Origin of the sequence: Bradyrhizobium sp. SZCCT0153 (assembly GCF_018129995.1) — a bacterium.
Classification (GTDB): domain Bacteria; phylum Pseudomonadota; class Alphaproteobacteria; order Rhizobiales; family Xanthobacteraceae; genus Bradyrhizobium; species Bradyrhizobium japonicum_G.
On the sequence record NZ_JAFCKS010000001.1, the window covers coordinates 993,839 to 1,020,174 of the forward strand.

The 26,336-nt window shown below is 64.3% G+C and carries 22 protein-coding genes; 13 read left to right on the top strand and 9 right to left on the bottom strand.

Annotated features, from left to right (window positions below):
* Positions 1 to 136: 136 nt before the first annotated feature.
* Both JQ572_RS04915 and JQ572_RS35405 read right to left on the bottom strand, forming a co-directional pair.
* Entirely contained in the window at positions 137 to 3,541 is a 3,405-nt protein-coding gene (locus tag JQ572_RS04915) for an acyl-[ACP]--phospholipid O-acyltransferase (RefSeq protein WP_211381824.1), read from the bottom strand.
* A gap of 356 nt (positions 3,542 to 3,897) precedes the next feature.
* Positions 3,898 to 4,164, bottom strand: coding sequence for a hypothetical protein (locus tag JQ572_RS35405; RefSeq protein ID WP_306235818.1), 267 nt, complete (start codon positions 4,162 to 4,164; stop codon positions 3,898 to 3,900).
* Positions 4,165 to 4,215: 51 nt separating this feature from the next.
* Between JQ572_RS35405 and JQ572_RS04920 the strand changes: the two genes are divergently transcribed.
* Complete coding sequence (locus JQ572_RS04920) at positions 4,216 to 4,836, top strand: TetR/AcrR family transcriptional regulator (RefSeq protein ID WP_211382413.1); 621 nt, start codon at positions 4,216 to 4,218, stop codon at positions 4,834 to 4,836.
* A gap of 15 nt (positions 4,837 to 4,851) precedes the next feature.
* Here JQ572_RS04920 and JQ572_RS04925 read toward each other — a convergent pair whose 3' ends face one another.
* From JQ572_RS04925 to JQ572_RS04935, 3 genes are all read right to left on the bottom strand, one after another.
* Entirely contained in the window at positions 4,852 to 6,159 is a 1,308-nt protein-coding gene (locus tag JQ572_RS04925) for a GGDEF domain-containing protein (protein WP_211381825.1), read from the bottom strand.
* A gap of 245 nt (positions 6,160 to 6,404) precedes the next feature.
* Entirely contained in the window at positions 6,405 to 7,709 is a 1,305-nt protein-coding gene (pncB, locus tag JQ572_RS04930; protein ID WP_211381826.1) for a nicotinate phosphoribosyltransferase, read from the bottom strand.
* Between the two features lie 82 nt (positions 7,710 to 7,791).
* A complete protein-coding gene (locus JQ572_RS04935) occupies positions 7,792 to 8,718 on the bottom strand; it encodes a LysR family transcriptional regulator (protein ID WP_211381827.1) in 927 nt (308 codons plus the stop codon).
* 91 nt (positions 8,719 to 8,809) lie between these two features.
* On the opposite strand from JQ572_RS04935, the gene pcaH reads away from it, so the two are divergent.
* Both pcaH and pcaG read left to right on the top strand, forming a co-directional pair.
* A complete protein-coding gene (pcaH, locus tag JQ572_RS04940) occupies positions 8,810 to 9,604 on the top strand; it encodes a protocatechuate 3,4-dioxygenase subunit beta (protein ID WP_211382414.1) in 795 nt (264 codons plus the stop codon).
* A gap of 3 nt (positions 9,605 to 9,607) precedes the next feature.
* A complete protein-coding gene (pcaG, locus tag JQ572_RS04945) occupies positions 9,608 to 10,234 on the top strand; it encodes a protocatechuate 3,4-dioxygenase subunit alpha (protein WP_211381828.1) in 627 nt (208 codons plus the stop codon).
* 4 nt (positions 10,235 to 10,238) lie between these two features.
* Here the strand turns inward: pcaG and JQ572_RS04950 are convergent, their stop codons facing one another.
* Positions 10,239 to 11,144, bottom strand: a complete 906-nt coding sequence (locus JQ572_RS04950; protein WP_211381829.1) for a helix-turn-helix domain-containing protein — start codon at positions 11,142 to 11,144, stop codon at positions 10,239 to 10,241.
* Positions 11,145 to 11,194: 50 nt separating this feature from the next.
* Here JQ572_RS04950 and pobA point away from each other — a divergent pair, with 50 nt between their 5' ends.
* Entirely contained in the window at positions 11,195 to 12,367 is a 1,173-nt protein-coding gene (pobA, locus tag JQ572_RS04955; protein ID WP_211381830.1) for a 4-hydroxybenzoate 3-monooxygenase, read from the top strand.
* Between the two features lie 15 nt (positions 12,368 to 12,382).
* Here pobA and JQ572_RS04960 read toward each other — a convergent pair whose 3' ends face one another.
* The 3 genes from JQ572_RS04960 to JQ572_RS04970 form a co-directional block, all read right to left on the bottom strand.
* A complete protein-coding gene (locus tag JQ572_RS04960; protein WP_211381831.1) occupies positions 12,383 to 14,533 on the bottom strand; it encodes an adenylate/guanylate cyclase domain-containing protein in 2,151 nt (716 codons plus the stop codon).
* A gap of 18 nt (positions 14,534 to 14,551) precedes the next feature.
* Positions 14,552 to 15,220 (bottom strand): hypothetical protein, encoded by a 669-nt coding sequence (locus tag JQ572_RS04965; RefSeq protein ID WP_211381832.1) that lies wholly within the window; start codon positions 15,218 to 15,220, stop codon positions 14,552 to 14,554.
* Positions 15,221 to 15,406: 186 nt separating this feature from the next.
* Positions 15,407 to 16,561, bottom strand: a complete 1,155-nt coding sequence (locus JQ572_RS04970) for a response regulator (RefSeq protein WP_211381833.1) — start codon at positions 16,559 to 16,561, stop codon at positions 15,407 to 15,409.
* 287 nt (positions 16,562 to 16,848) lie between these two features.
* On the opposite strand from JQ572_RS04970, the gene JQ572_RS04975 reads away from it, so the two are divergent.
* The 9 genes from JQ572_RS04975 to JQ572_RS05015 all read left to right on the top strand — a co-directional run bounded on the left by JQ572_RS04975 (position 16,849) and on the right by JQ572_RS05015 (position 26,336).
* Positions 16,849 to 17,172, top strand: a complete 324-nt coding sequence (locus JQ572_RS04975; RefSeq protein ID WP_211381834.1) for an STAS domain-containing protein — start codon at positions 16,849 to 16,851, stop codon at positions 17,170 to 17,172.
* Positions 17,172 to 17,537, top strand: coding sequence for a response regulator (locus tag JQ572_RS04980; RefSeq protein ID WP_018317043.1), 366 nt, complete (start codon positions 17,172 to 17,174; stop codon positions 17,535 to 17,537). The genes JQ572_RS04975 and JQ572_RS04980 overlap by 1 nt, the downstream gene beginning before the upstream one ends.
* Complete coding sequence (locus tag JQ572_RS04985) at positions 17,534 to 19,618, top strand: chemotaxis protein CheA (RefSeq protein ID WP_211381835.1); 2,085 nt, start codon at positions 17,534 to 17,536, stop codon at positions 19,616 to 19,618. Before JQ572_RS04980 ends, JQ572_RS04985 begins: the two co-directional genes overlap by 4 nt.
* Positions 19,618 to 20,079, top strand: coding sequence for a chemotaxis protein CheW (locus JQ572_RS04990; RefSeq protein WP_211381836.1), 462 nt, complete (start codon positions 19,618 to 19,620; stop codon positions 20,077 to 20,079). Before JQ572_RS04985 ends, JQ572_RS04990 begins: the two co-directional genes overlap by 1 nt.
* Before the next feature lie 38 nt (positions 20,080 to 20,117).
* Complete coding sequence (locus JQ572_RS04995) at positions 20,118 to 21,827, top strand: methyl-accepting chemotaxis protein (RefSeq protein ID WP_211381837.1); 1,710 nt, start codon at positions 20,118 to 20,120, stop codon at positions 21,825 to 21,827.
* Between the two features lie 67 nt (positions 21,828 to 21,894).
* Complete coding sequence (locus JQ572_RS05000) at positions 21,895 to 22,383, top strand: chemotaxis protein CheW (RefSeq protein WP_211381838.1); 489 nt, start codon at positions 21,895 to 21,897, stop codon at positions 22,381 to 22,383.
* A gap of 55 nt (positions 22,384 to 22,438) precedes the next feature.
* On the top strand, positions 22,439 to 24,235 hold the full coding sequence (locus JQ572_RS05005; RefSeq protein ID WP_211381839.1) for a methyl-accepting chemotaxis protein: 1,797 nt from the start codon (positions 22,439 to 22,441) through the stop codon (positions 24,233 to 24,235).
* Between the two features lie 138 nt (positions 24,236 to 24,373).
* On the top strand, positions 24,374 to 25,228 hold the full coding sequence (locus tag JQ572_RS05010) for a CheR family methyltransferase (RefSeq protein ID WP_211381840.1): 855 nt from the start codon (positions 24,374 to 24,376) through the stop codon (positions 25,226 to 25,228).
* Positions 25,229 to 25,244: 16 nt separating this feature from the next.
* Entirely contained in the window at positions 25,245 to 26,336 is a 1,092-nt protein-coding gene (locus JQ572_RS05015) for a protein-glutamate methylesterase/protein-glutamine glutaminase (RefSeq protein ID WP_211381841.1), read from the top strand.

The window sequence follows — 26,336 nt, forward strand, 5'->3', positions numbered from 1 at the left end:
CGTCTCGAAGGATGGCTGCGGAGAAATCGCTCACATATGCGATGGCCCTGGCTCTTGAGGGGCAGGCTACGTAGCTTTGAGCGGCACCACGCTGTCGCGCCGACCAACCGCCGGTGCGACAGCCTTGGGCTGGGTCTTACGCCACCTCGCGCTCCGGCGCGGACGCCTGCTCGCGGGCCATCGTCGTTGCCGTGACGTAGTCGGTCTTGCCGGTGCCGAGCAACGGCACCTTGTCGACCACCATGATCGCCGCGGGCACGGCCAGTTCGGATGCGCCGATGGCCTTGGCCTGGCCCTGCATCGCACTGCGCTCGGCGGCCTTTTCCGTCGTCAGCAGCACGATGCGCTCGCCCTTGCGCGGGTCCGGGATCGACACGGCAATCGATGCGGCGTGCGGCCACAGGGTCGTCGCGATGGTCTCGACCGCGGACAGCGAGACCATTTCGCCTGCGATCTTGGCGAAGCGCTTGGCGCGGCCCTTGATGGTGATGAAGCCGGCCGCGTCGATCGCGACGATGTCGCCGGTGTCGTGCCAGCCCTCCGCGAGCACTTCGAGCACGCCGGGATTTTCGGCCCGCAGATAGCCGAGCATCACGTTCGGTCCGCGCACCGAGAGGCGTCCACCTTCCTCGATGCCGGGGACCGGATCGAGGCGGCTTTCCATCAGCGGCGACAGCCGGCCAACGGTGCCGGGGCGATTGGCCATCGGCGTGTTCATCGCCAGCACCGGCGCCGTCTCGGTGACGCCATAGCCTTCGAGGATGCGGATGCCGTAACGCTCCATGAACACCTGCCGCGTCCTATCCTTGACCGCCTCGGCGCCGGCGATCACCAGGCGCAGGGTGCGGAAGTCATAGGCATGCGCCGAGCGGGCGTAGCCGGCAAGGAACGTGTCGGTGCCGAACAGGATCGTGGCGCCGGTCTGGTAGATCAGCTCGGGCACGATCCGGTAGTGCAGCGGCGAGGGATACATGTAGATCGGAATGCCCGCGAGCAGCGGCATCATCATGCCGCCCGTGAGCCCGAACGAGTGGAACACCGGCAGCACGTTGAACACCTTGTCATTGGCGTTGGCATCGACCCGCGCCAAAGCCTGCGCCGCGTTGGCGAGGATGTTGCGGTGGGACAACACCACGCCCTTGGGCGTGCCTTCCGAACCCGACGTGAACAGCACCACGGCCGGATCGCTGGCCTGGCGGGTGACGCGCGGCGCGGTGCCTGCGAGCAGGCCCTTGATCTTGTCGGCCGTGCTGATCGAGGCGCGGACGTCCTCGAGATAGACCACGCGCGCCTCGGCGGAGATCGCAGCCATCAGCTTGTCGAGCTTGCCCTTCTCGATGAAGGCCTTGGACGTCAGCACGGTCCTGACCTGCGCGGCCTTCATGGCGGCGAGCACGTTGACCGGGCCCGCCGAGAAGTTGAGCATCGCCGGCACCCGGCCGATGTTCTGCAGCGCCATGAAGACGACGGCGACGCCCGCGGAGTTCGGCAGCAGCACGCCGACATTCTCGCCGACCGCGGTGCCGTTCTCGAGCTTCCGGCTCAAGACCTGCGCGCCGAGAATCAGCTTGCGATAGGTCAGCTTGGTGCCGAGCGCGTCCTCGACGATGACCTTGCCGGTGTCGCGGTCGCGATAGGCATGTCCGAGCGCCTCGAACAGCGTGTGATCGAGCATGGCGTTCTTCACGAGGGCGTCGATCATCACGTCCTGGAGCGCGGCGCCGGCGGCATTGCGGCGCGTCTTGCCCTTCAGCGCCGGATCGACCGGCAGCTTGACCGGCGGCAGGATCGTCACCGTTACCCGCGGAAACCACGTGCGCTTGATCTGGCTGCTGTTGAGGTAGCTGAGATGCGAGCGCTGCGCGCCTTCGATGCGCACCGGCACGACCACCGCGTCGGCCTTGTCTGCGATCATCGCGGTGCCGTCATAGACCTTCATCAGCGAGCCGGAGACGGTGATGCGTCCTTCCGGGAAGATGACCACCGGTTCTCCGGCGGCGACGAGCTTGATCAGGTCGCGCGCGGCCAGCGGCTTGGTCGGGTCCATGGTGTAGTGCTTGACCACGCGCAGAAACGGCTTGGCCCACCAGGCCTTGGCGATGCCGGTGTCGACCGCGAAGCTCGCGTCGATCGGCAACACGGCGTGCAGCAGCGGGCCGTCGATCAGGCTGACATGGTTGGGCGCGATCAGCATCCGGGTGCCCGGAGGCGGCAGGTTTTCTAGGCCGCGAACCTCGGTGCGGAAGAGGGCGCGGAACAGCAGTCCGCCGAAATCGCGCACGCCTTCCTTGCCCCACTTCGTGAGCACGAACCACACCGCGCCGAAGCTGGCGACGCCGAGGCCGAAGAAGATCCAGCCGATATGGAGGCCCGCCGCCTGCAGCAGCGCGACGAACAGCGAGCCGGCCACCATGAAGGCCGCCTGCAGCACATTGCCGGCGGCGATGATGCGGGCGCGCTCGGATGCTGCCGACCAGGCCTGGACCGCGGCGAAGGAGGGAACGACGAACAACCCGCCGCCGAATGCGAAGGCGACGAAGTCGACCAGCATGCGCAGGCCCGCGAACGAGGTTGCGAAGTCGGCGGCGGTGATGTCTTGACCCTTGGCGGTCACACCGATCGCCCAGGCGAGATCGAGGCCCGCAAACCCCATGATGATGGCGCCGATCGGCACCAGTGCGAGGTTCGGGCGAACGTGGCTGAGGCTTGCTGCGAACAGCGAGCCGATGGCGATGCCGATTGCGAAGATCGCAAGACACAGCGTCACCACGCCCTCGGTACCGCCGACGACGTCCTTGACCAGCGCCGGGAGCAGCGACAGCACGATCGCGCCGACCAGCCAGAACCAGGAGACGATCACGGTGCCGTCCCATAGCCGGTGGTCGGCGTGCAGCGTCTTCAACAGGCCGAGCGTCGAGGTCCAGGGATTGGCGTTGACGGGCAGGTCGGGTGCAGACGGCGTCGTCGCGGGGATGCGGGAGGCGAAGGCCCATGACAGCAGGGCCAGCACGACAACGGCCGATGCGACCCAGCCCATATGCGCGGAACCGGCCACGAACTGGCCGCCGGCGACGGTGCCGAGCAGGATGGCCATGAAGGTCGCGCCTTCGACCAGCGCATTGCCGCTCGCAAGCTCTCCGAGTTCGAGCTGATCCGGCAGCATCGCGTATTTCACGGGGCCGAACAGGGCGGCGATGATGCCGAACAGCGCGAGCGCTGCGAACAACAGCGGCACCGAATGCAGGAAGAAGCCAGCGGCGGCAAAGGCCGCGGCGAAGATCTCGGCGAATTTGAGCCGCCGCGCGACGACGGACTTGACGTATTTGTCGGCGAGCTGGCCGCCGAGCCCGGACAGGATGAAATAAGGGAAGATGAAGACGGCGCCTGCGACAGTCACCAGCGCATCGCCGTGGCCGGTCGCGGCACTGTAAAGCAGGATGATGACGAGTGCGTTCTTGAGCACGTTGTCATTGAGTGCCGAAAAGAACTGCGCCCAGAACAGCGGCGCGAAGCGGCGTGACGACATCAATTCCCTGATCATGACCAGTCCTGTTTTGGAAGGCAGCCTGAGATAGTTTCATTGTCGGTTGGACGTCGGGTCCAGAGGATATGCGACGGGCAATTGCGGGTTGACGGTCGCCCCGGCCTGCTCTGCGCGCTTACCTTCCGATCCTGTTGGTCTCCGCACGGTGTGGTTTGGTTCGCAATGGTTCGGTTGGCCTGTCGAGCTCCGGTAGGGGACCGCGCCCGCCGGGATATCGCCGCGGGCGGTGAGGAAAACCTGAACCGCATCGCCGAAGGTCGCGGCATCGGCTTCGAATGTCGGGACATGGTAAGTCCTTTCTTGCAACCTGATATTGTATTCGAGGTGACCCAAACGTGCCGGCTGCTCCCGCCTCAGGTGAGTTGGGAGAGGCGGCGGAAGGGCGAGAGGTGGCCGATAAGGCTGAAGCGGCGGCCCTCTTGGCGGGCACGGGCGCGGTTGGCCCGCCACATCCGGAAGGTCGCGCGGCGCTCGCTCAGTACACCGGCAATGTCGCAGGCATTCGCGATGCGATCGATCGGCGTCATCGCGAGCCGCAGGATAGCGCGGCCCAATCCGGTCACGAGGGATGCGGCGTCGTCGATGAAGGTGAAGGCGATATCAACAGCGAGCGTTTGCATTTTGCAGGTCTCCAGGTTAAATTGAACAATGTTCATGTGAGTAGCTTGAAAATGAACAATGTTCAAGAAGAATCGCTGCGGGACCGAAAAAAATATCGCCGGCGGCTCCAGGTCGTGAAGATCGCCCGCAGTATCATTGCGGCTAAAGGCCTGAGATCGCTGAAGGTTCGGGACGTTGCGGAGGCCGCCGGCTGCTCGGTTGGCAGCGTCTATAACGAGTTTGGCGACTTCGACGGGGTGATCCTGACGGTCAACCGGGAGACCGTTCAGGCGCTGACGATGCGTCTTGGCCAGGTTCCTGCCGAGGATCCCGTTCGCCAGCTCTACGGGCTTGCCGCGACCTACCTCGAATTCTTCGCCGAGCACGCCAACCTGCTGCGCTCGCTGTTCGAGCATCGGATGGAGGACGACCGTCCTTATCCCGATGATATCCTGCAGATGGTGATGGATGCTTTCGCCTTGATGCATCCACCTCTGGTGCGGCTGTTGCCCGATGCGGATGACGTCAAGATCGCACTGTTGTCGCGCACGCTGTTTTCGGCGGTGCACGGGATCATCTCGCTCGGTCTCGAAGAGCGCATGGTGGCGGTGCCGCCTCAGATGCTGCGCCAGCAGATCGAACAATTCCTCGACGCGCATCTTGCGGGTCTCGGGATTCTGCCTCGACGGTGAGAGGGGCGAGCAGCGTCAGGCGCGGGCAGCCTCGCGCGGCCGGGCTGCGACAACGACGACGTCGGCTTTCGCACTCTCGACCTGAACCCGGTTGCGGCCCCTCTCCTTGGCGCGATAGCAGGCGGTATCCGCACGCCGCATCGCGTCCTCGAGCGTGGTCTTGCCGCCGGAGATGCAGGCAACGCCGATGCTGGCGGTCACCGCGAAGCAACGGTCGTCCCAGGCGAAGCTGAACAGCTCGAGCGATCGCCGCAGCCGTTCGGCGATATCGACGGCATGCGAGGGCGGGCAGTGCGGCAGGATCAGGCCGAATTCGTCGCCGCCGAGCCGGGCCACCAGGTCGTGTGGCCGCCGGTCCTGTTGCAGCAGGCGCGAGACCTGGCAAAGCAGGCGGTCGCCGGCGAGATGGCCGCAACTGTCATTGACGTTCTTGAACTGGTCGAGGTCCAGCAGGATCAGGACCAGCGGTCCCGCCGCGGTCGTGTCCAGCTCGCCTTGCAGTCGCGCCTCGAAGGCGCGGCGGTTGGACAAGCCGGTCAGCCAATCGTGCGATGCCTGCCAGGCCAGACGTTCCTTCTCGGCGTGCAAGGCATCCTCGATTGCATGTCGTTGCAGCACCAATCGCCGCGTATGCCAGATCAGCAGCAGGATCAGCGTCGCGGCGGTGACGATGTTGATGCAGGTCAGCGTCACCTTGATCGCGCGGGAGCCTTCGCCGAGGACGGTGGAGAAGCGATTGGCATGCACCGTGAACTGGGTGTTGAGCTCCGAGAGCCGCGACGACAGGAAGCGCAGGCGGCCGCTGTCCTGAACAGGGCCCTTCTCCAGCTCGGACCGGATGACCTCGCCGAAGACGCTCAGCTCCAGCAGCATGGGATCGGTAGCAGCCCACTCGCTGATCGCTTCCTGGAGGAAGCTGACGCGGCTGAAATAGCGAAACAGCCAGATCAATCCCGGAACGTCATCGGGATGATTGCCGCCTTGCAGGAAGCCGATGCGGGCGGCCTCGACGTCAACCGGATCGCGCTCGAGCGCCCAGCGCGCGAACTCGTCGCCGATGGGAACGGAGAGTGAAGCCTGGTATTGCGCGAACTGGTTCGGCTCGCCCGAATGCAGATAAAGATTGAGGAAATAGACGGCGTTCTTCTGCGAGCGCGACCACAGCGCTTCGCCCGCGACATAGGCGCGGACCGATGACATCACCTCGAGGCTGAATCCCGCAATCGCCGCCTGGAGCACGACGACCATGACGAAAGGCGAGACGAGCTTGATGACGTGAAGGAAGCTGCCTCCCTTCGTCGACGACGTTGTCCTGCGAAACACCTGCGTTCCCCAAATCGATCAACGAACCCCTGTGGAGCGTTGCGCCTGCAACGCCAAGTAGAGGACAAGGTTGCTTAACTCGACCTCAATTCCGCAGGGGACTGCATCGGAGGGTGAAGGCGTCGTGAAGTGGATGTGTGCAGATCGTTGCAAATGCCGACAAACCGGAACCGGCGCGGCAACTGCAAACCAATGCCTCGCATTCGTCCTGCGCGGGTTACCTATCGAGAGAGTTTGGTCCGGTGCTAGACCAGCACCGGCTTGCGCACCCGGCCGACATCGCCGAACACGCGCAAATAACGCTCGATCTCGGAGGGCATGCCGGTTGCCTTCTCCGGATTGTCGGAGAGCTTGACCGCCGGGTGGCCGTCGACAGACGACACTTTGCAAACGATCGAGATCGGGTCGAGATTGATCGAGGCGTCCGGCGGGCAGCCGACGAAATCATTGGTGAGGTTGGTGCCCCAGCCGAAGGACAGACGCACCCGGCCACCGAAATGCTGATAGGTCTCCTCGATCGAGCCCACGTCCATCGCGTCGGAGAACACCAGCAGCTTGTCCTTGGGATTGCGGCCCTTCTGCTCCCACCACTTGATGATTTCTTCGCCGGCCTGGATCGGCGGCGCGCTGTCGGGGCGGAAGCCGGTCCAGTCGGCGACCCATTCCGGCGCATCGCGCAGGAAGGCCTTGGTGCCGAAGGCGTCGGGCAGTGCGATCAGGAGGTTGCCGCCATAGGTTTGGCGCCACTGGTCGAGGATGCGATAGGGCGCCCAGCGCAACTCCTCGTCGTCCCTGGCGAGCGCGGCCGCGACCATCGGTAGCTCATGCGCATTGGTGCCGATCGCTTCGAGATCATTGTCCATCGCGAGCAGCACGTTCGAGGTGCCGATGAAGGACGTGCCGAGGCCCTCCTTCACCGCCTCGACGCACCAGCGCTGCCAGAGGAAGCCGTGGCGACGGCGGGTGCCGAAGTCGGACAACCGGAGGCCCTCCAGCTTGCGCAGCCGCTCCACCTTGGTCCACAGCTTGGCCTTGGCCCGGGCATAGAGCACGTCGAGCTCGAAGCGGCCGCGGCCCTTCATCGCGGCGCGCGAGCGTAATTCGTTGAGGATCGCGAGTGCGGGAATCTCCCACATCGTGGTGTGGGTCCACGGCCCATGGAAATGCAGCTCGTATTGACCTTCGACCTTGCGCAGCTCGTATTCGGGCAGGCGGAATTCGGCCAGCCAGCGAATGAAGTCCGCCGAGAACATGTGGGTCTTGCCGTAGAAGGTGTTACCGGCAAGCCAGATCAGCTCCTTCTTGCCGAAGCGAATGGTGCGGGCGTGGTCGAGCTGGGCGCGCAGCTCGCCCTCGTCGATGATCTCGGCGAGCCGGACATGCCGTGAGCGGTTGATGACCGAGAAGGTCACCTGCTGATTCGGGTACGATTCCCGAATCATCTGTAACATCAATAACTTGTAAAAGTCGGTATCCAGCAGGCTGCGGATGATGGGATCCAGCCGCCAGCTGTGATTGTAGGTCCGGCTCGCAATGTCGGTCACTGTCATGGGGGAATTCTAGCGTGGCTACCCCTGCGCAACCAGTGGGTTTGGCGAGGATCAGGTTGTCCTCGGGCCGGGGGGCGATCGCTCAGGCCTCGGCCATCGCCGCCGCGGTCTCGAGCTGGCTCCTGACCCACCGTTGGGCAGGATCTTTCTGGTAGCGCTGGTGCCAGACCATGAACATCGGCAGCTCGGCCAGCGTTCGCGTACGGGACGCCAGTGGAATCCGCGCTTGCGCGAAGCCGCGCATCACGCCGGAGGCGAGCAGGCTCGGCATGCTCGCCAGCATCTGCGAGCCGCGCAGGAACGACGGCACGCCGGAAAAGCTCGGCACCGAGATCGCGATGTCGCGGTGGAAGCCGTTCGCCGCGAGCCGGCGATCGAAGTCGAGCCGCTCATTGTCGGTATAGACCACCGTGATGTGGCGCGCCGCGAGATAGGCGCCGCGCCCGGCCGGCGCGGTGCGCGTCTTGGGATCGAAGTAGCAGACGTAATGATCGCTCAGCAGTCGCTTCTGCACGATGTCGACGCCGGAAGGAGGCAGCGGCGTGATCAAAAGATCGCAGCGGTTCTCGCGCAGCATCGCGGGCGAGGGCGATTGCGAGGGGATCACGCGCAGGTTCAGGCTCTTTACTTGTGCGGCAACATGGTCGAAGAACCGCGGTAGCAGCAAATCGCGCTGGAAATCATTGGCGGCGATCGTCAGCGAGAGTTGCGCGCGAGCCGGTTCGAAGCTGACGCCGCCGGCAAAGCTGCGCATCTCGTCGATCAGCGCGCGGGCTTTCGCGGCTAGCGCCTGGGCGTGCGCGGTGGCAACGATACCGCGGCCGGACTTGGCGAACAGCGGATCGCCGGCGATCCGCCGCAGCTTGTTCAGGCCGTGGCTGACCGCGGATTGCGTCAGGCCGAGCCGCGTTGCGGCCGCTGTCACAGAACCTTCCTCCAGCACGGCGAGGAACAGTTCGAGCGCGTGGCCGTCCAGGGCCAAATGATCGATTTCTTTCATGCAATTCATTATAATCGATCTATTTATCTTGAGAATAGATCGTTCCATGATCTCCCGATAAGCCGCGCCCGGATCCGGGCGCCAAGGGAGAGACATGCCGATGAATGCCCAGGCTCCATTCCCAGCCTTGCAGGATCCCCGCCTCAACCGCCCCGAGCCGTTCACGCCGCCGCTCGGCGACGGCGGTTTCTTCCAGCGCGATCGCTCGATCCATCCGCCGGCGCATGCGCCCGGTTACAAATCCTCGGTCCTGCGGTCGCCGCGCCAGGCGCTGTTGTCGCTGGAGAATTCGGTTTCGGAGATCAGCGGACCGGTGTTCGGCCACAATGATCTCGGCCCGCTCGACAACGATCTGATCCGCAACTACGCCAAGGACGGCGATCCCGTCGGCGAGCGCATCATCGTCCACGGCCGCGTGCTGGACGAGACCGGCCGCGGCGTGCCGCAGACACTGGTCGAGTTCTGGCAGGCCAATTCCGGAGGCCGCTACCGGCACAAGAAGGACACCTATCTGGCGCCGATCGATCCGAATTTCGGCGGCTGCGGCCGCGCGCTGACCGACGACACCGGCTATTATTATTTCCGCACCGTGAAGCCCGGGCCCTATCCCTGGCGCAACTACGTCAATAGCTGGCGTCCCGCCCACATCCATTTCTCGGTGTTCGGCTCGGGCTTTGCGCAGCGGCTGATCACCCAGATGTATTTCGAGGGCGATCCCCTGATCCCTGTCTGCCCGATCCTGACGACGATTCCGGACAAGGACGCGCTGGACCGCCTCGTCGCGCCGCTCGACCTCAATGCCTCCACCCCGTTCGACTCGCTCGCCTACCGCTTCGACATCGTCCTGCGCGGCCAGCGCTCCACCTTCTTTGAAAACCGCCCGGAAGGAAACTGAGCAATGCCGCAGCAGCTCAACTACCTCAAGGAGACCGCCTCGCAGACCGCCGGGCCCTACGTCCATATCGGGCTGATCCCGGCCATGGCAGGCTTCGACATCTTCGAGAAGAATTTTTCGAATGTCCTGGTGACGCCGAATACGCAGGGCGAACGCATCGTGCTGGAGGGCAAGGTACTCGACGGCAGCGGCACGCCGCTGCGCGACGTGCTGCTGGAAATATGGCAGGCCAATGCGGCCGGCCGTTACAACCATCCGGCCGATCGCTCCGCCGCCGCGCTGGAACAGGATTTTCGCGGCTGGGGCCGCGGCGGCTCGGATTTCGACAGCGGGCTCGTCACCTTCGAGACCATCAAACCGGGCGGGATCATCGACAGGACGGGGCGCAAATGCGCGCCGCACATCAATGTCTGGATCGTCGCGCGCGGCATCAACATCGGCCTCAACACGCGGCTGTACTTCTCGGATGAAGAGGCGGCCAATGCCGTCGATCCCGTGCTCAACCTGGTCGAACCGGCGGTGCGCCGCAAGACGTTGATTGCCACACGCAGCGAACGCGGCGGCAAGGTGGTGTATTCATTCACGATCAATTTGCAGGGGCCGGAAGAGACGGTGTTCTTCGACGTCTGAGGCCTCAATTGTCCTCGCCATGGAGCTGCGCGCGAAAGGCGCGTGGCGACACTCCCGTGGCTGCGGCGTAGACGCGGCTGAAATAGGCGGGGTCCTCGAAGCCGAGCGCATAGGCGATCGTCGAGACCGGCAGGTTGGTGTAGACGAGGTTGCGCCGCGCTTCGCGGATCAGGCGGTTGAGGATCAGGTGCGAGGCCGTGTCGCCGGTCGCCGCCCGCGTCATCCGGTTGAGATGGGTCGGCGTGATCGACAGCGCGCCTGCATAGTCCGCAACGCTCCAGCGTTCCAGGTGATGCTGCTCCAGAAGCGCCTCGAAACGCCGGAAGAGTCCGCTTTCCGCCGTGCCGGTGCCGACGCTCTCGCTGGTGAGCGCGCGGGCCACAAGTCCGATCATGGCCGCCGACAGTGCACGCAGCACATGCGCGCGGCCGAAATCGCGTGCGGCGTGCTCGGCAAAGATCTGCTTCATGGTCGAGCGGACCTGCGGCGTGCCGCGTACCACGGCCGATCGTGACAGCGCGCCGCGCAGGCCTTCCGAGGCAAGCAGGGCCTCGTCCAATATTTCCGCGGCGATGGTCAGCACCCAGCCTTGCGTATCAGGCACGAAGCGGAAGCCATGGACGTGGCCGACAGGCACGTTGACGATTTGCATCGGCTTCAGCTGCACCACTCGCCCGTCGAGCGTAGCTTCGCCGCCGCCGTGCTCGATCAGCAGCACCTGGTGCAGCCGGGCATGGCGGTGCACGGCCAGTGTCCAGTCGTGCAGCACCGAGCGCGCCGCGATCGTTTCGCAATGCACGACGTCGGGAAGGTCGCCGGACTCGCCGAACAGATTGTAGACCCGGATTGCCGGGGCAGGGGACAAGCTTCGCATGTTCGAATTGTACAAGACAAAGACGAAACCCTCCATCGGTTTGCGGCGCCGAAACTGCAAAAAACTGCCGACGGGAGGACGCAAAAATGAAAGTTCAGGTCTGTATCATCGGTGGTGGGCCGTCCGGATTGCTGTTGTCGCAGCTCCTGCATTTGAAGGGCATCGACACGGTCGTGCTGGAGAAATACAGCCGCGACCACGTGCTCGCCCGCATCCGTGCCGGTGTTCTCGAGCATGGCTTCGCCAGGCTGATGCGCGAGGCGCAATGCGGCGAACGGATGGACCGCGAGGGCGAGATCCACAACGGTTTCGAGATCGCACATGACGGCGTGCTCTCCCATATCGATCTGCACCGGCATTCCGGCGGCAATTCGGTGCTGGTCTACGGCCAGACCGAGCTGACGCGCGATCTCTACGAGGCGCGCGACCGCCTCGGTGGCAACGTCGTGCACAATGCCGAGGACGTGACGCCGCACGACCTCACGTCTGATCGGCCTTACGTGACCTATCGTTCGAACGGCGAGATCATCCGGGTCGATTGCGACTATATCGTCGGCGCCGACGGCTTTCACGGCGTCAGCCGCAAGTCGATCCCCAAGGACGTGCTGCGGGAATATGAGAAGGTCTATCCGTTCGGCTGGCTCGGCGTGCTGTCGCGTACCAAGCCGGCCTCGCCGGAGCTGATCTATGTGAAGCACTCCCGCGGCTTTGCGCTGTGTTCTCTGCGCTCACAAGTGCTGAGCCGCTATTACGTCCAGGTGCCGCTCACCGACAAGGTGGAGGACTGGAGCGACGATGCATTCTGGGCCGAGCTGAAGCGCCGCCTGCCGGAGGAGGTCGCAGGCCGCCTGATCGCGGGACCGTCCATCGAGAAGAGCATCGCGCCCTTGCGCAGCTTCGTCGCCGAGCCGATGAGCTACGGTCGTTTGTTCCTCGCCGGCGATGCCGCGCACATCGTGCCGCCGACGGGCGCGCGTGGGCTCAATAGCGCGGCCTCGGACATCTACTATCTCTACCACGCCATGCTCGCGCATTATCGGAACGGCGATGATTCCGGACTCCGGGGCTATTCGGCCAAGGCACTGGCGCGGATATGGAAGGCGCAACGCTTTTCCTGGTGGATGACGATGCTGCTGCACCGTTTTCCCGACCGGAGCGACTACGAGGAGCGGCTCCAGCAGACCGAACTCGAATATCTGCTCTCGTCCGAGACGGCGCAGCGGCTGCTGGCAGAGAATTACGTGGGGTTGCCGTTTTAGTGCTCGCAAATGCCGCTATTTGCCTTCCAGCGTATTCACCGGCGTCCATTCAGAAGGCGGCGGGCTGGAGGCGTGTCGCCGCGCGCGTTCAGCGAACAGCGCTGATGCCGGATCGCTGTCTGCCGCGTCATCGAACGCGTCGGCTGCCTTCGCAAACTCCCGCGCGCGCCAGCAAGCCAGTCCGCTTGCGTAAGCGGCGGCCATCTTCGTCTGACCGGCGGTCTCCGCGCCCTTGACCGCGAGCGGCTCGAACACCTTGATCGCCTCGCCGCGTCCCATCACCCTGATCGCGTCGAGCTCGCGCCAGGCGAAGGCATCGCCGGTCTGGGCCATCGTCGTCTCCGAAGCCATGATCGCGGTGCCGTAATATTTGTTGGCGCCTTCGAGCCGCGAGGCGACGTTCACGGTGTCGCTCATCACGGTGTAGTTGAAGCGGCGGCGGGAACCGATGTTGCCGACAACGGCCTCGCCGCTGTTGAGCCCGATGCGGTGCGACAGGCCGCGGCCGGCGAAGGCGGCACTGCCGGCGTTGAGCTCTGCCAGCTCCTCGTGGCATTTCAGCGCGGCCCGGACGGCGTTGCACGCGTGCGTGGGATCGTCGGCGGGCGCACCGAACATGGCGACGATGGAATCGCCGATATATTTGTCGACATAGCCGCCATGGCTTTCGATGATGTCGGTCATGGCGGACAGATACTCGTTCATCAGGGTCACCAGCTCGCCCGGCGTCATCGTCTCCGCGATCGAGGAGAAGCCGCCGAGGTCGGAGAAAAACATGGTGACGTTGCGCATCTCGCCGCCGAGCGCCGGCATCTTGCCCGAGGCGACCATGGTGTCGATCACTTCGGGTGCAAGGTAGAACGCGAAACTCTTGCGCAGGAAACGCTCGTCGCGGTCGGCCAGCACGAAACGGTAGCCGATCATCATGGCGAGCGCGGCAAGGCTCGCCAGTGCCGGCTCCGTCAGTGGCAGCGCCAAGGCATGGACGAATGCGCCGACGGCCATTGCGGCGTAGACGGCGGTGAGGCCGAACCATGCGAGCAGCGCGCCACCCGGTGCGAGCACGCAGGCCGCGCAAGCGATGATTGCTGAGAACACGATCGTGAGAATGCTCCGTAGCGGAAAGCCAAGCTCGGTCACGGCGTCGCGCTCGATCAGATTTCGGACTGCGGTGGCGTGCACGAAGACGCCGGCGACGTCGCTGGGGGTCTTCTGTGCGATGCTAGCCGGTGCGGGCAGGGCGCATCTTGCGGCCGGCGTTCCGTCATGTCCACCGGACAGGCGCATGGAGGTGAGCTTGCGGTCCTCGAAATTCAGGGCGGTGCCGAGCAGCACGACCTTGCCGTCGAATGCGCGGCGGAAGAAATCGCGGTCGCCTTTTTCGACGCAGGCCCGGAGGTCGGCGAACGAAAAGGTCGGTACGTCGCGGCCCATCCCTCGAAAATTGAGCGTGAGTGTATTCGGTACCACGCTCGGGATGGCATAGCCGGACAGTTCGGTCGCGCCGGACGGTGCGATCTCAGGCTTTGCATCGAGCGCGCGCGCGGCGAGCTCGACGGCCATGGCAGGCACCGGCTTGCCGTCGATGGAGAAAGTGAGCGGCATTCGCCTGATGACATCGTCCGCATCGGTGTAGACATTGAGCGCACGGACGTTGTTTCGCACCGCCAGTTGCTGCGCGCGATAGGGTGGTTCTGGATGGTCGTTGCTCAGGATCTCGCCGAGCACCAGCTTGCCATTGTCTGATATCTGCCGCAGGGCGATCAGATAGTCCCGGTCAAATCCCTTCATGCGGGCGCCGAGCGGCGCGTCGCCGAAGGGAATCTCCGACTGCTCGATCGAGTTCTTGAAGATGACGTCGAAGCCGATCACCCTGGCACCGCCCTCGGTGATGCTTCCGAGCACCCGGCCGATCTCGCGCGTCCAGGTCTGCGTCGGTGATCCCTTGAAGGGCGGGGTCTCGTAGGTCTCGCCGTCGATGGCCACGACGACGACCGGCGATGTCGCGGGATCGCGGTGGTCGCCGATCAGCTTGCCGCGCAGCGCCGTGAGGATGTCGAGCGACAGGCCTTGCAGGGTCTGGAGCGGCGGAGACGTGGCGACCGCGCCCGTAAGGAGCGCAATCAGGATCGCCGCAACGATGTCCCCCCTGCCGATCCGCCGCATCGCCCCGTCGCTGGTTGCCTATTCGAGCCGCAGCAGGCGGCCGACGATCGGCGTCGGCGAGGACGTGGCGCTGGCATCGATCTGGAACGCGTAGCGCTTGGTACCGAGAATGGCGAGGTAACTACCGCCCGGGGTCAGTGACTTTCCGGCCTTGGCAAAGTCGTAGAACTTGCCGCCGACCATGGTCTCGCTCTTGAGCGGCACGCTGATCGTTGGCTCCTTGCCATCGGTGCGTTCGATCACCAGGGTGCTGCCGCTCTTGGCCTGCACCAGCGGCGCGACGCCGTAGAGCGTCGGCAGCTTGGCCGGAGCGCCCTTGGCGTCCGAGCGCATGGTGCGGAAAGTCGTCGCGGCACTCTGGTTCGCCTCGCGGTCCGACAGTTTTGCCGCGTTGGTATCGCAGGGCACCTTTTCCCGCTTGACATCGCCGAGTTGCACGGTGCTCTGCTCGGTGCCGACCAGGACGACGCCTTCGCTGATGGTCTCGCGTAGGCAGGATTTCAGATAGCTGAGCGTAATGCTTGCCTTGGGTCCCAGCTTGATGATCCTGCCCGGCGCCACATAATCCATGAACGCGATGCCGTCGACCTTGCCCTGCACATCCTCGACGATGGCGGCCGGAGTCTCCGCCAAAGCGGGGGCCGAAAGACAGCACGCGCCGACAACGGCGCCGATCAGGCTTCTCATGGGAATTCTCATCCAATTCGACCGATGCTTGCCCGGTCCCCGTCCTGGCCCGATGCTTAGCAGCGGAGCGCCCAGGCAAGTGTGACCAGAATCACTCTTAGTTATTGGTGCACTCTATCAGGAACAGGTTCAAACCGGCGACCGGAGAAACGGTGCGACGGCAAGCCTTTGGCCGGATTGATAATATCATTCGGCAGGGATGGCCTCGGCCAAAGTGACCTCGACCGGGTGGCTCTCCGCTGCACTCTCTATATAGGGAGCGCACATGTTGGGAGCGAGCGTGGCCTCGGTCTTCTGATACGGCGTCGCCTGTTGACCGGCGGCGATTTCCACCACCTCGTCCCAGCGCGACAGGAAGGCCCCGACACAGGCCGGGTCGAACTGTCGGCCCTGGTTTTCGACCAGATAGTCGCGCGCCACTTCCAGCTCCATCGGCTCTTTATATGGCCGCCGCGTCGTCAGCGCATCGAAGACGTCGGCGACCGCGACCACGCGTGCGGCGACCGGGATCTCGTCTGTCTTGAGGCCGCTCGGATAGCCCGCGCCGTCCCAGCGCTCGTGATGACCTGCGGCAATCTGCGCACCGAGCTGGATCAGCTCGCAGCTGGAATCCGCCAGGATCCTTTCGCCGATCGTCGCATGGGTGCGAATTACCGCCATCTCCTCGCCGGTCAACTTCCCGGGCTTGAGCAGGATGTTGTCGGGGATGGCGACCTTGCCGACGTCGTGCAGAGGGGCGGCCAGATAGATGTCGCGGCAGAGCCGGGCCGGCAGGCCGAGCTGCTCGGCGATGATGCGGCTGTAGCGGGCGACCCGCAGCGTGTGCTCGCCGGTGTCGTTGTCGCGGTACTCGACCGCGAGCGCGAGCCGCAGGATGATCTCCTCTTCGCGCTCGCCGAGCTTCCGGGTCGCGGCCGCCACCGCGCTCGCCAGATCGGCCGCACGGTCGTTCTGCTTGCGCACGGCTGCACCAAGCCGCACCAGATTGCGCAGGCGCACCGTCATCTCGAGGCTCTGTGGCTGTTTCGGTAAGAAATCGGTTGCACCAGCCTGCAGCGCTTCCATCTTCACGTCATCGGTCTGTCGCGACGTGATCATCGCGATCGGGATGTCGGCGCAGCCGGGCAGGGTGCGGAAGGCGCGGATGAAGCTGATGCCGTCCATATGCGGCATCTCGTAGTCGACCAGCACGAGATCGAAGACACGCTCGCGCGCGCAGGCCAGCGCCTCGACGGGATCGAGGAAGGTGGTAGCCTCGACCAGGCCTTCGGCTTCGATATGACGTTTCAGGAAATTGAGGACAGAGCGGCTGTCATCAATCAGAAGCGCTTGGGTCAGCATCGGCGGCCCGACTCGTTCGGATGGCGAAGCATGACCTCAACGAATAGCCTTTGCGATTTAACGCGGAGCAAACATCCAACCCGTGCCGAACTGCCTCGAGACCGCGCGCGGCGCATGAGATTTGGGCGGGCCATGCACGTCTGCATGCATACGCGAAGTTCTTCGAATTGTGACCCGTAGTTGTACGGAGGCGCTCATTAGGGGTTTGCATACTCTCCGTTGCGAATAGTCGTCGAGCGGGATTCTCGCCATGCGTGCAGAGAATCCTGAGGAAATTTGGGGGACGCATGTCGTCTGATGTCACCGAGCCGAAATGGTCCCTTCGGCTGCCTGCCGATTGCAGCATCGCTGCGATCCGCAATGTCTACGACCTCATTCGCGAGGCGTTCGGCCGGCAGGATCGGCTCGAGATCGATTGCTCAAGCGTCGACAAGGCCGACGTGACCTCGATCCAGCTTCTGCTGTCCACCGCCAAGACCGGCGAGGCCCAGGGCCGGCCTGTGGTCCTGACCTCCTTCTCCCAGTCTCTGCGCAACACCCTTCGCCGCGCCGGCTTCGCCAGCGAGGCGATGATCGATCAGCATTTCCCGCAAAAGAAAGATGGCGCCTAATGGCCACGATTCTCACGGTCGACGACTCTCCCAGCATCCGGCAGATGATCAAAGTCGTGCTCGAGCCGGCCGGTCACAGCGTCATCGAGGCCGGCGACGGCGCACAGGGGCTCGCCAAGGCGCAAGCCGGCAAGCTCGATCTCGTCATCACCGACCTCAACATGCCCGTCATGAACGGCCTGGAGCTGATCCGGGCGCTGCGCAAGCTTCCGAGCGCGGTCGGCATGCCCATCGTGTTCCTGACCACCGAATCCAATGACACGGTGAAGCAGGAGGCCAAGAGCGCCGGAGCCACCGGCTGGATCACCAAGCCGTTCAAGCCCGAGCAGTTGCTCGCTGTCGTCGGCAAGCTGGTGCGTGCATGAGCGCAATGGACCCGACCGAGGTCTTTCGTCAGGAAGCCAGCGAACTCTTCGAAGTTCTTGAAGGGGCCCTGCTCGATCTCGGCCAGCGTCCCGACGACCGCGAACTGGTCGATTCCGCATTCCGCGCCCTGCATACGATCAAGGGCTCGGGCGCCATGTTCGGCTTCGACAAGGTCGCCTCGTTCACCCACGAATTCGAGACGGCCTTCGACCGCGTCCGCAAGGGCGAGATCAAGCCGACGCAGGATCTGATCTCGGTCGCGCTCGCGGCCAAGGACTACATCCGCGCGCTGATCGAGGATCCCCAGTCGACCGACGACGTCATCGGCGATGCCATCCTCGACGACCTCAAGCGATTCGTGTCGTCGGACCAGCCTGTCGCATCCGTCGGCGGGATCGCCGATGCGCCTGTGCCGGTCCCCGGCGGGAGCAAGCAGGCCGGCTGGCATCTCTATCTGGAATTCGAATCCCACATCCTGCGCAACGGCTCGAACCCGCTCGACCTGCTGGAAGATCTCTGCAAGCTCGGGCCCTGCTTTGTCGTGCCGGTGACCGACGGCATCCCGTTCCTCGACGAGATGGACCCGGAAGACTGCTATCTGAAGTGGGACGTGAAGCTGCACGCCGCCTGCGACAAGGACGCGATCGACGACGTCTTCATGTTCGTCCAGGACGAGATGAAGCTGACGCTTTCGCCGCTGGAGCAGGTCGAAGCGCCGGCGCCGATGCCGCTCTTCCAGCTGCTCGACGAGGAGCCGGCTCCGCCGGTCGAAATGCCTGTGCCGATGGTCGAGGCGGCCGCGCCGATTGCCGCGCAGCCTGCCGTCAAGGCGGAGCCCAAATCTGAATCGAAGCCGAACCCCAAATCCGAATCGAAGTCCGAGGCCAAGCGCGACGATCGCGGCATCGCCACCGTCCGCGTCCAGGCGGAGCGTCTCGATGAGCTGATGGACCGCGTCGGCGAGCTCGTCATCGCCCAGGCGCGCCTGACCCAGCTAGCTTCGTCCGGCTCCGACCTTTCGATCAAGATGATCGCCGAGGAAATCGAACGTCTTGCCTCGTCCCTGCGTGACACCACGATGGGCGCGCGCATGGTGCCGATCGGCTCGCTGTTCGGGCGGTTCCGCCGCCTGATCCACGATCTGTCGCGCGATCTGTCGAAGCCGGTCGAATTCGTCACCACGGGCGAGGATACCGAGCTCGACAAGACCATGATCGAGTGCCTCGCCGATCCCCTGGTTCACCTGATCCGCAACGCCATCGACCACGGCATCGAGGACACCGCGACTCGCGCTGCCAACGGCAAGACGGAACAGGGCCGGATCGAGCTCGCTGCTGTCCATTCCGGCGCGCAGGTGCTGGTCACCGTGAAGGACAATGGCGGCGGCCTCAACACCGCGCGGATCCGAGCGAAAGCGGAAGAGCAGGGCCTGATCGCGGCTGGCGCCGTGCTCACCGACCACGAAATCCACCAGTTCCTGTTCCACCCGGGCTTCTCGACCGCGCAGACCATCTCGGCGCTGTCCGGCCGCGGCGTCGGCATGGACGTGGTCAGGCGCACCATCGAGAACATGCGCGGCACGATCGATTTGTCGACCAGACCAGGCCAGGGCACCACGGTGACGCTGCGCCTGCCGCTGACGCTCGCGATCATCGAGGGTCTCTTGATCCGCGTCGGCGAAGGCCGCTACATCATTCCGCTGTCGGCGGTGGAGGAATGCATCGAGCTGACGGCCGAGGACGAGCGCTCCCGCGGTCGCAACTTCCTCAACGTGCGCGGCAACCTCGTGCCCTTCCTCAGGCTGCGCGAGATCATGACCGCATCGGGCACGCCGGACCGGCACCAGAAGACCATCATCATCTCGACCGGCGAGACTCACGTCGGTCTCGTCGCCGACCAGATCATCGGCAACCACCAGACCGTGATCAAGTCGCTCTCCAAGCTGCATTCGGACGTCACGATCTTCTCCGGCGCGACCATCCTCGGTGACGGTACGGCGGCGCTGATCCTCGACGTTGCGCAGCTCGTGACGCTGGCGCAGTCGAAAGTCGAGAAGCAGCACATCAGCGAGGCGGCGTGATGTACGAGATGCAGGCCGGCGAGTCTAAGGCGGGCGCGATGCAGGTCGTGATGATCGGCCTCGGCGAGGAGAAGTTCGCGCTCGACGCGGGCCTCGTGCGCGAGATCATCGATCCGGTCCCCGTGACCAGGGTCGCGGGCGCGCGGTCGTTCGTTCCCAGCGTGATCAACGTGCGCGGCAACGTCATTCCGCTCGCGGACCTGCGCATCCGCTTCGGCATGCCGCAGCTCGACGACTCGGCCGACACGCGCATCGTCGTCATCGAGCTCGATCTCGACGGTGAGCCGGTGCTGGTCGGTCTGACCGCCGACAAGGTCTACGAGGTCACCGAGATATCGCAGACCGACGTGCAGCAGACACCGCGCGTCGGCATGCATTGGAAGCCGGAGTTCATTCGCTTCATCGCCAAATGGCGTGAAGAGTTCGTCATCGTTCCCAACATGGAACGCATCCTGAATTGAAATGAGGTCTCGGGGCGAGACTGGGGTAGAGGCTGGAAATGAGATTTACGGTCAAGGCAAAGCTTGCCGGCGCGTTCGGGCTGGTCATCGTCCTGTCCATGGTCGCGGGTGGCGTGGCCTACATGAAGCTCGGCGATATGATGGCGACCGCCGACAACATGGTCCTGCGCGCGAAACGCATGGAAAAGGCAACGGAGATCGAGAAAGACATTCTGATCCAGCTTCGCGCGGAAAAGAACGCCATCATCGGTAGCGAGACTGAGGTCGAGCAGGCCGCGGCCGACGCCGCCAAACGCCGCGAGAGCGCCCTGAAGACCAAGGACGAAGTCTACGCGTTGGCGAGTGAGGCTGGTCGGAAGCTGCTCGATGGCTTCGCCGTGACCTACGCCAGGATGAACGCCTATCAGGAGGAGACGATCCGGCTTGCAAAGACCGACAAGGTCAAGGCGACCGAACGCTCGACGAACGAGGGGCGCAAGGTGGTGAATGATGCGCTCGAATCCATGGGCGTTTATGTCGAGAACACAAAGAAGCAGATGGCGGAGCAGGCCGTTCAGTCGAAGGACGAAGGCCACCAAGCCCAGTTCATGCTGCTGACGCTGCTCGGTGTCTCGCTGATGGTTGCGATCGGCGCGGCCTTGTGGATTTCGATCTCGATCAGCCGGTCGCTTGGCCGTGCGGTCGGTCTTGCCGGCGCAGTGGCTGAGGGCGATCTCAGCCAGACCATTCCCTCGGCCAGCAACGACGAGATCGGCGACCTCGTCGGGTCTCTGAATGCGATGGTCGAGAAGCTTCGGCAGATCGTCGCCGAGGCGCTCACGGCCGCGCAGAACGTCTCCGCCGGCAGCCAGGAACTGTCCGCAAGTGCGGAGCAGCTGTCGCAGGGCGCGACCGAGCAGGCCTCCTCCGCGGAAGAAGCCTCGTCCTCGATGGAAGAGATGGCCTCGAACGTGAAGCAGAACGCCGACAACGCCAACCAGACCGAGAAGATCGCCGCGCAGTCGGCCAAGGACGCCGAGGCCAGCGGCGTCGCGGTGGGGCGTGCCGTCAACGCGATGCAGACCATTGCCGAGAAGATCACGATCGTGCAGGAGATCGCGCGACAGACCGACCTGCTCGCGCTCAACGCCGCGGTCGAAGCCGCGCGCGCCGGCGAGCATGGCAAGGGCTTTGCGGTGGTCGCCTCCGAGGTGCGCAAGCTCGCCGAACGCAGCCAGGCGGCGGCGGCCGACATCGGTACGCTGTCGACGGAGACCGTCAAGGTCGCGCAGGAAGCAGGCTCTATGCTGTCCAAGCTCGTGCCCGACATCAAGAAGACCGCCGAGCTGGTCCAGGAGATCACCGCCGCCTGCCGCGAGCAGGACGTCGGTTCGGCCCAGATCAACCAGGCGATCCAGCAGCTCGACAAGGTCGGCCAGCAGAACGCCAGCGCTTCCGAGCAGGTCTCGTCCACCTCGGAAGAGCTCGCCTCGCAGGCCGAGCAGCTTCAGTCCACTATCTCCTTCTTCCGGATCGAGCACGCCAACCACAATGAAAGAGCCGCAGCCGCGCCGATCGACCGTGCGGTCGGCCAGCTGCGCGCCAAGGCGGCAACCATGGCGGCAACCATGGCGGCGGCTGATCGCGGCTCGAAAAAGCCTGCGCCGGTCCGCAAGCCGGCACGCGCGATGAAGGTCGCTGGCGGCGGCGGCTTCGCTTTCGACATGCATGACGGCGAAGACGACCGCGACGCCGAGTTCCAACGCTGATCAAAACGGTCCGGCCTCGTGCCGGACCGCGCTCATTCGCTGCCCCTCGGTATCCCTGGACTGCATCATGGCCGCAACCTCGCAATATCTGACGCTCGGGCTCGCCGGAGAGACGTTCGGCATCAGCATCCGCAATGTCCGGGAAATTCTCGACATGCGGCCGATCTCGCGGCTTCCGCATGCACCGAACTTCCTGCTCGGCATGATCGACGTGCGCGGCAGCGGTTATCCGATCGTCGACCTCCGGACCAAGCTCGGTCTGCCGGCCGTGGAAGCGACCGAGGCGACCCGCATCATCATCCTCGACGTGCCGATGAAGGATCGTCTGGTCGGCGTCGGCTTCGTCGCCGATTGCGTGTTCGAGGTCACCGACATCGACGAGCAGGCGATCGAGCCGATCCCCGAGGTCGGCGGCAAATGGCAGTCCGACTATGCCGCCGGCATCGGCCGCAAGGGCGAGAAATTCGTCGTGATCTTCGATCTCGGCAAGCTGATGGCGAACGACGAGGTCCCGGAAGGACGTAACACGGCCGCGGATTCGTCCCGCGCCGCCTGAGTTTGCAAGTGCGTGGTCAAGCGTAAGCACCCCAATTCGAACCAACGAGATTGATATGAGATTCACCGTCAAAGCCAAGCTTGCCAGCGCGTTCGGCGTCGTCATCCTGCTCTCCATGATCGCCGGAGGCGTCGCCTATATGAAGCTGAACGATATGGTCGTGACGGCCGAGCACCTGTCGGCCAGGGCCGCTCGGCTGGCGAAGGTCGGCGAGCTTCAGGAAACCGTATTGCTTCAGGTACGAGCGGAAAAGAACACCATCCTGGCGGCCGATGCCGATCAGGACAAGTTTATCGGCCAGATCTCCCAGCTCCGCGAGCGCGCCCTGAAGGTGAAAGACGAGGTCTACGCCAGCGCGAGCGAGACCGGCAGAAAAATGATCGAGACGTTCGCTAACGCGTATGCAAATTCGAACAACGTCCAGGATCAAACGCTCGTGTTGGCAAAGCACGATAGAGCCAAGGCGACCGAGCGGTCCATGACCGAGGGCCTGAAGGCCTCCACGCCGGCGCTCACCGCGGCGAGCGACTACATCACCTATGTCAAGAAACAGATGGCCGACGAGAGCGAGCAGGCCAGGGTCGACGGCAGCCGTGCCACCATCATTCTGCTTTCGCTGATTCTTGCATCGCTGGTCATTGCCATAGGTGCCGCCGTCTGGATGGCGCTGAACATCAGCCGGTCGCTTTTCAGCGCGGTGAGCCTTGCCGACGCGGTGGCCATCGGTGATCTCAGCCGAAAGATCGAGCCCTCCAGCAATGACGAGATCGGGGATCTCATCAAGTCGCTGAATGCGATGACTGTGAATTTGAACCAGACCGCGGCTGTGGCGAACGAGATCGCTCATGGCAACCTCACGGTGGAGGCCAAGCCGCTGTCGGACAAGGACACGCTCGGTCTAGCCCTCGTGCGCATGGTGGAGAAGCTCCGGCAGATCGTGTCGGAGGCGCTCACGGCGGCGCAGAATGTCTCCGCCGGCAGCCAGGAACTGTCCGCGAGCGCCGAGCAGCTCTCGCAGGGCGCGACCGAGCAGGCTTCGTCCGCGGAAGAGGCCTCTTCTTCGATGGAAGAGATGGCTTCGAACGTGAAGCAGAACGCCGACAACGCCAACCAGACCGAGAAGATCGCCGCGCAGTCGGCCAAGGATGCCGAGGCCAGCGGCGCCGCGGTCGGCCGCGCCGTCAATGCGATGCAGACCATCGCCGAGAAGATCACGATCGTGCAGGAGATCGCACGCCAGACCGACCTGCTCGCGCTCAACGCGGCGGTCGAAGCCGCGCGCGCCGGTGAGCATGGCAAGGGCTTTGCCGTCGTGGCTTCCGAAGTGCGCAAGCTTGCCGAGCGCAGCCAGGCGGCCGCCGCCGAGATCGGCACGCTCTCGACCGAGACCGTCAAGGTGGCGCAGGAAGCCGGCCATATGCTTGCCAAGCTTGTGCCCGACATCAAGAAGACCGCCGAGCTGGTCGAGGAGATCACGGTGGCGTGCCGCGAGCAGGACGTCGGTTCGGCCCAGATCAACCAGGCGATCCAGCAACTCGACAAGGTCGGCCAGCAGAACGCCAGCGCCTCCGAGCAGGTGTCCTCGACCTCCGAGGAGCTCGCCTCCCAGGCCGAGCAGCTTCAATCCACCATCGCCTATTTCCGCATTGAGCACGGCGGAAAGGGCCCCGCGCCGATCGACCGGGCGGTCAACCAGTTGCGCGCCAAGGCAGCCACCATGGCGGCGGTCGAGCGTCCGGCCAGGAAGCCGCAGGCCAAGCCGGTGCGGGCCGTCAAGGCGGCCGGTGGCGGCGGCTTTGCCTTCGACATGAACGACGGCGAGGATGATCGGGACGCCGAGTTCCAGCGCTGAGACCCGTCAAGCGATCGGTCCATCCGTCACCAATAGGCCGATCGGTCGCCAGTGATTGCGTAAACGCGTGGGATTGAAGATGGCCCGTACGGCCCGACATTCGATGCAGGCGGCCATCCCGGACGGGGGCAGGCAACGATGATGCCTGCCATGCAGGATACGGCCGTCCATCTTTCGGACCGCCACTTCCGGACCATCGCCGAATTGATCGAAGGCCAGGTCGGTATCAAACTCCCGCAGGGCAAGCGGCTGATGCTGGAGGGGCGGCTGCACAAGCGCGTGCGCGCGCTGAATTTCTCCGACGTCAACGAGTATGTCGACAACCTGTTCGAACCGGATTATTTCGATAACGAGCTCACTCAACTCATCGATGTGGTGACGACCAACAAGACCGACTTCTTCCGCGAGCCCCAGCACTTCACCTTCATGCGGGAGGTCGCGATCCCCGCTTTGCTCAAATCGCATGGACGGAAGAGTGCGAACCTGAAGGTCTGGAGCTCGGCGAGCTCGACCGGCATGGAAGCCTACACCACCGCCATGGTGCTGGACGACATGACAAGAAACGGCTCGCGGTTTCAGTACCGTATCCTGGGGACCGACATTTCAACCGCGGTGCTCCGCCTCGCCCAGACCGCGATCTATGCGCGCGACGTGCTTGCGCCGGTGCCGGAGCACTTCGTGAAGCGATATTTCCTGTCGTCGCGGGACAAGTCGCGTGGTGAGGTACGGGTCGTGCCGGAGCTGCGGCGCATGGTGCATTTCATGCGGATGAACCTGATGGATGCATCCTATCCCGTCGATCGCGACGTCGACATGATCTTCTGCCGCAACGTCCTGATCTATTTCGACAAGCCGACCCAGCGCAAAGTTGTCGAGCAACTCTGCAATCATCTGCGGCCCGGCGGCTATTTACTGGTCGGACATTCGGAATCGATGATTCACAGTGCAGTGCCGGGTTTGAAGCAAGTTCAGCCAACCATTTTCCAGGTCTAGCCGGAGCGCAACCAGAATGCCGAGGGAGAAAGTTCGCGTACTGATCGTGGACGATTCGGCGTCGGTGCGCCAAATCCTGCAAACGATCCTCAATGAGGATCCCGAGATCGAGGTGATGGGGACGGCTTCCGATCCGTTTGCGGCGGCGCGACGTCTCCAGAACGAGATCCCCGATGTCATGATCCTCGACATCGAGATGCCGCGCATGGACGGCATGACGTTCCTGCGCAAGATCATGGCGCAGCGTCCGATCCCGGTGATCATCTGCTCCTCGCTCACCGAGGAAGGTTCGAACGTGATGTTCGAGGCGTTCGAGGCGGGCGCAGTCGACATCGTGCCCAAGCCGAAGATCGACACGCGGCAGGCGCTGCTCGAATGCTCGATGCGGCTGCGCGAGGCCGTGAAGTCGGCGGCGCGCGCACGGGTGCGCCCGCGCACCGAACGTCGGGTGATCGAAAAGAAGCTGACGGCCGACGCCATCATCCCGCCGCCGGTGCAGGGCAAGGCGCGGCCGACAACGGAACGCATCGTTTGCATCGGTGCATCGACAGGTGGGACCGAAGCGCTCAACGACGTCCTCGAGATGCTGCCGCCGCACTGTCCGCCCATCGTCATCGTCCAGCACATGCCGGCCGGTTTCACAGCGGCCTTTGCCAAGCGTCTCGACAGCGTCTGCCAGATCCGGGTCAAGGAAGCCGAGGACGGCGATCCGGTGCTGCCGGGCTGCGCCTATATCGCGCCGGGCGCCCGTCATATGCTGCTCCAGCGTATCGGCCTGCGCTACCAGATCGCGATCAAGGACGGCCCGCCGGTGTCGCGGCATCGCCCGTCCGTGGACGTGCTGTTCCGCTCGGCCGCCCAGCATGCCGGCGCCAATGCGCTCGGCGTGATCATGACCGGCATGGGCGACGACGGCGCGCGCGGCATGCTGGAGATGCGCAAGCTCGGCGCCTCGACGCGGGCGCAGGATGAAGAGAGCTGCGTGGTGTTCGGCATGCCCAAGGAAGCGATTGCCCATGGCGGTGTCGAGAAAATCGTCTCGCTGCACCATATCCCGCGCGAGATCATGCTCTGGTACCAGGCCGGGCATACGGCCCTGACAGGTTGA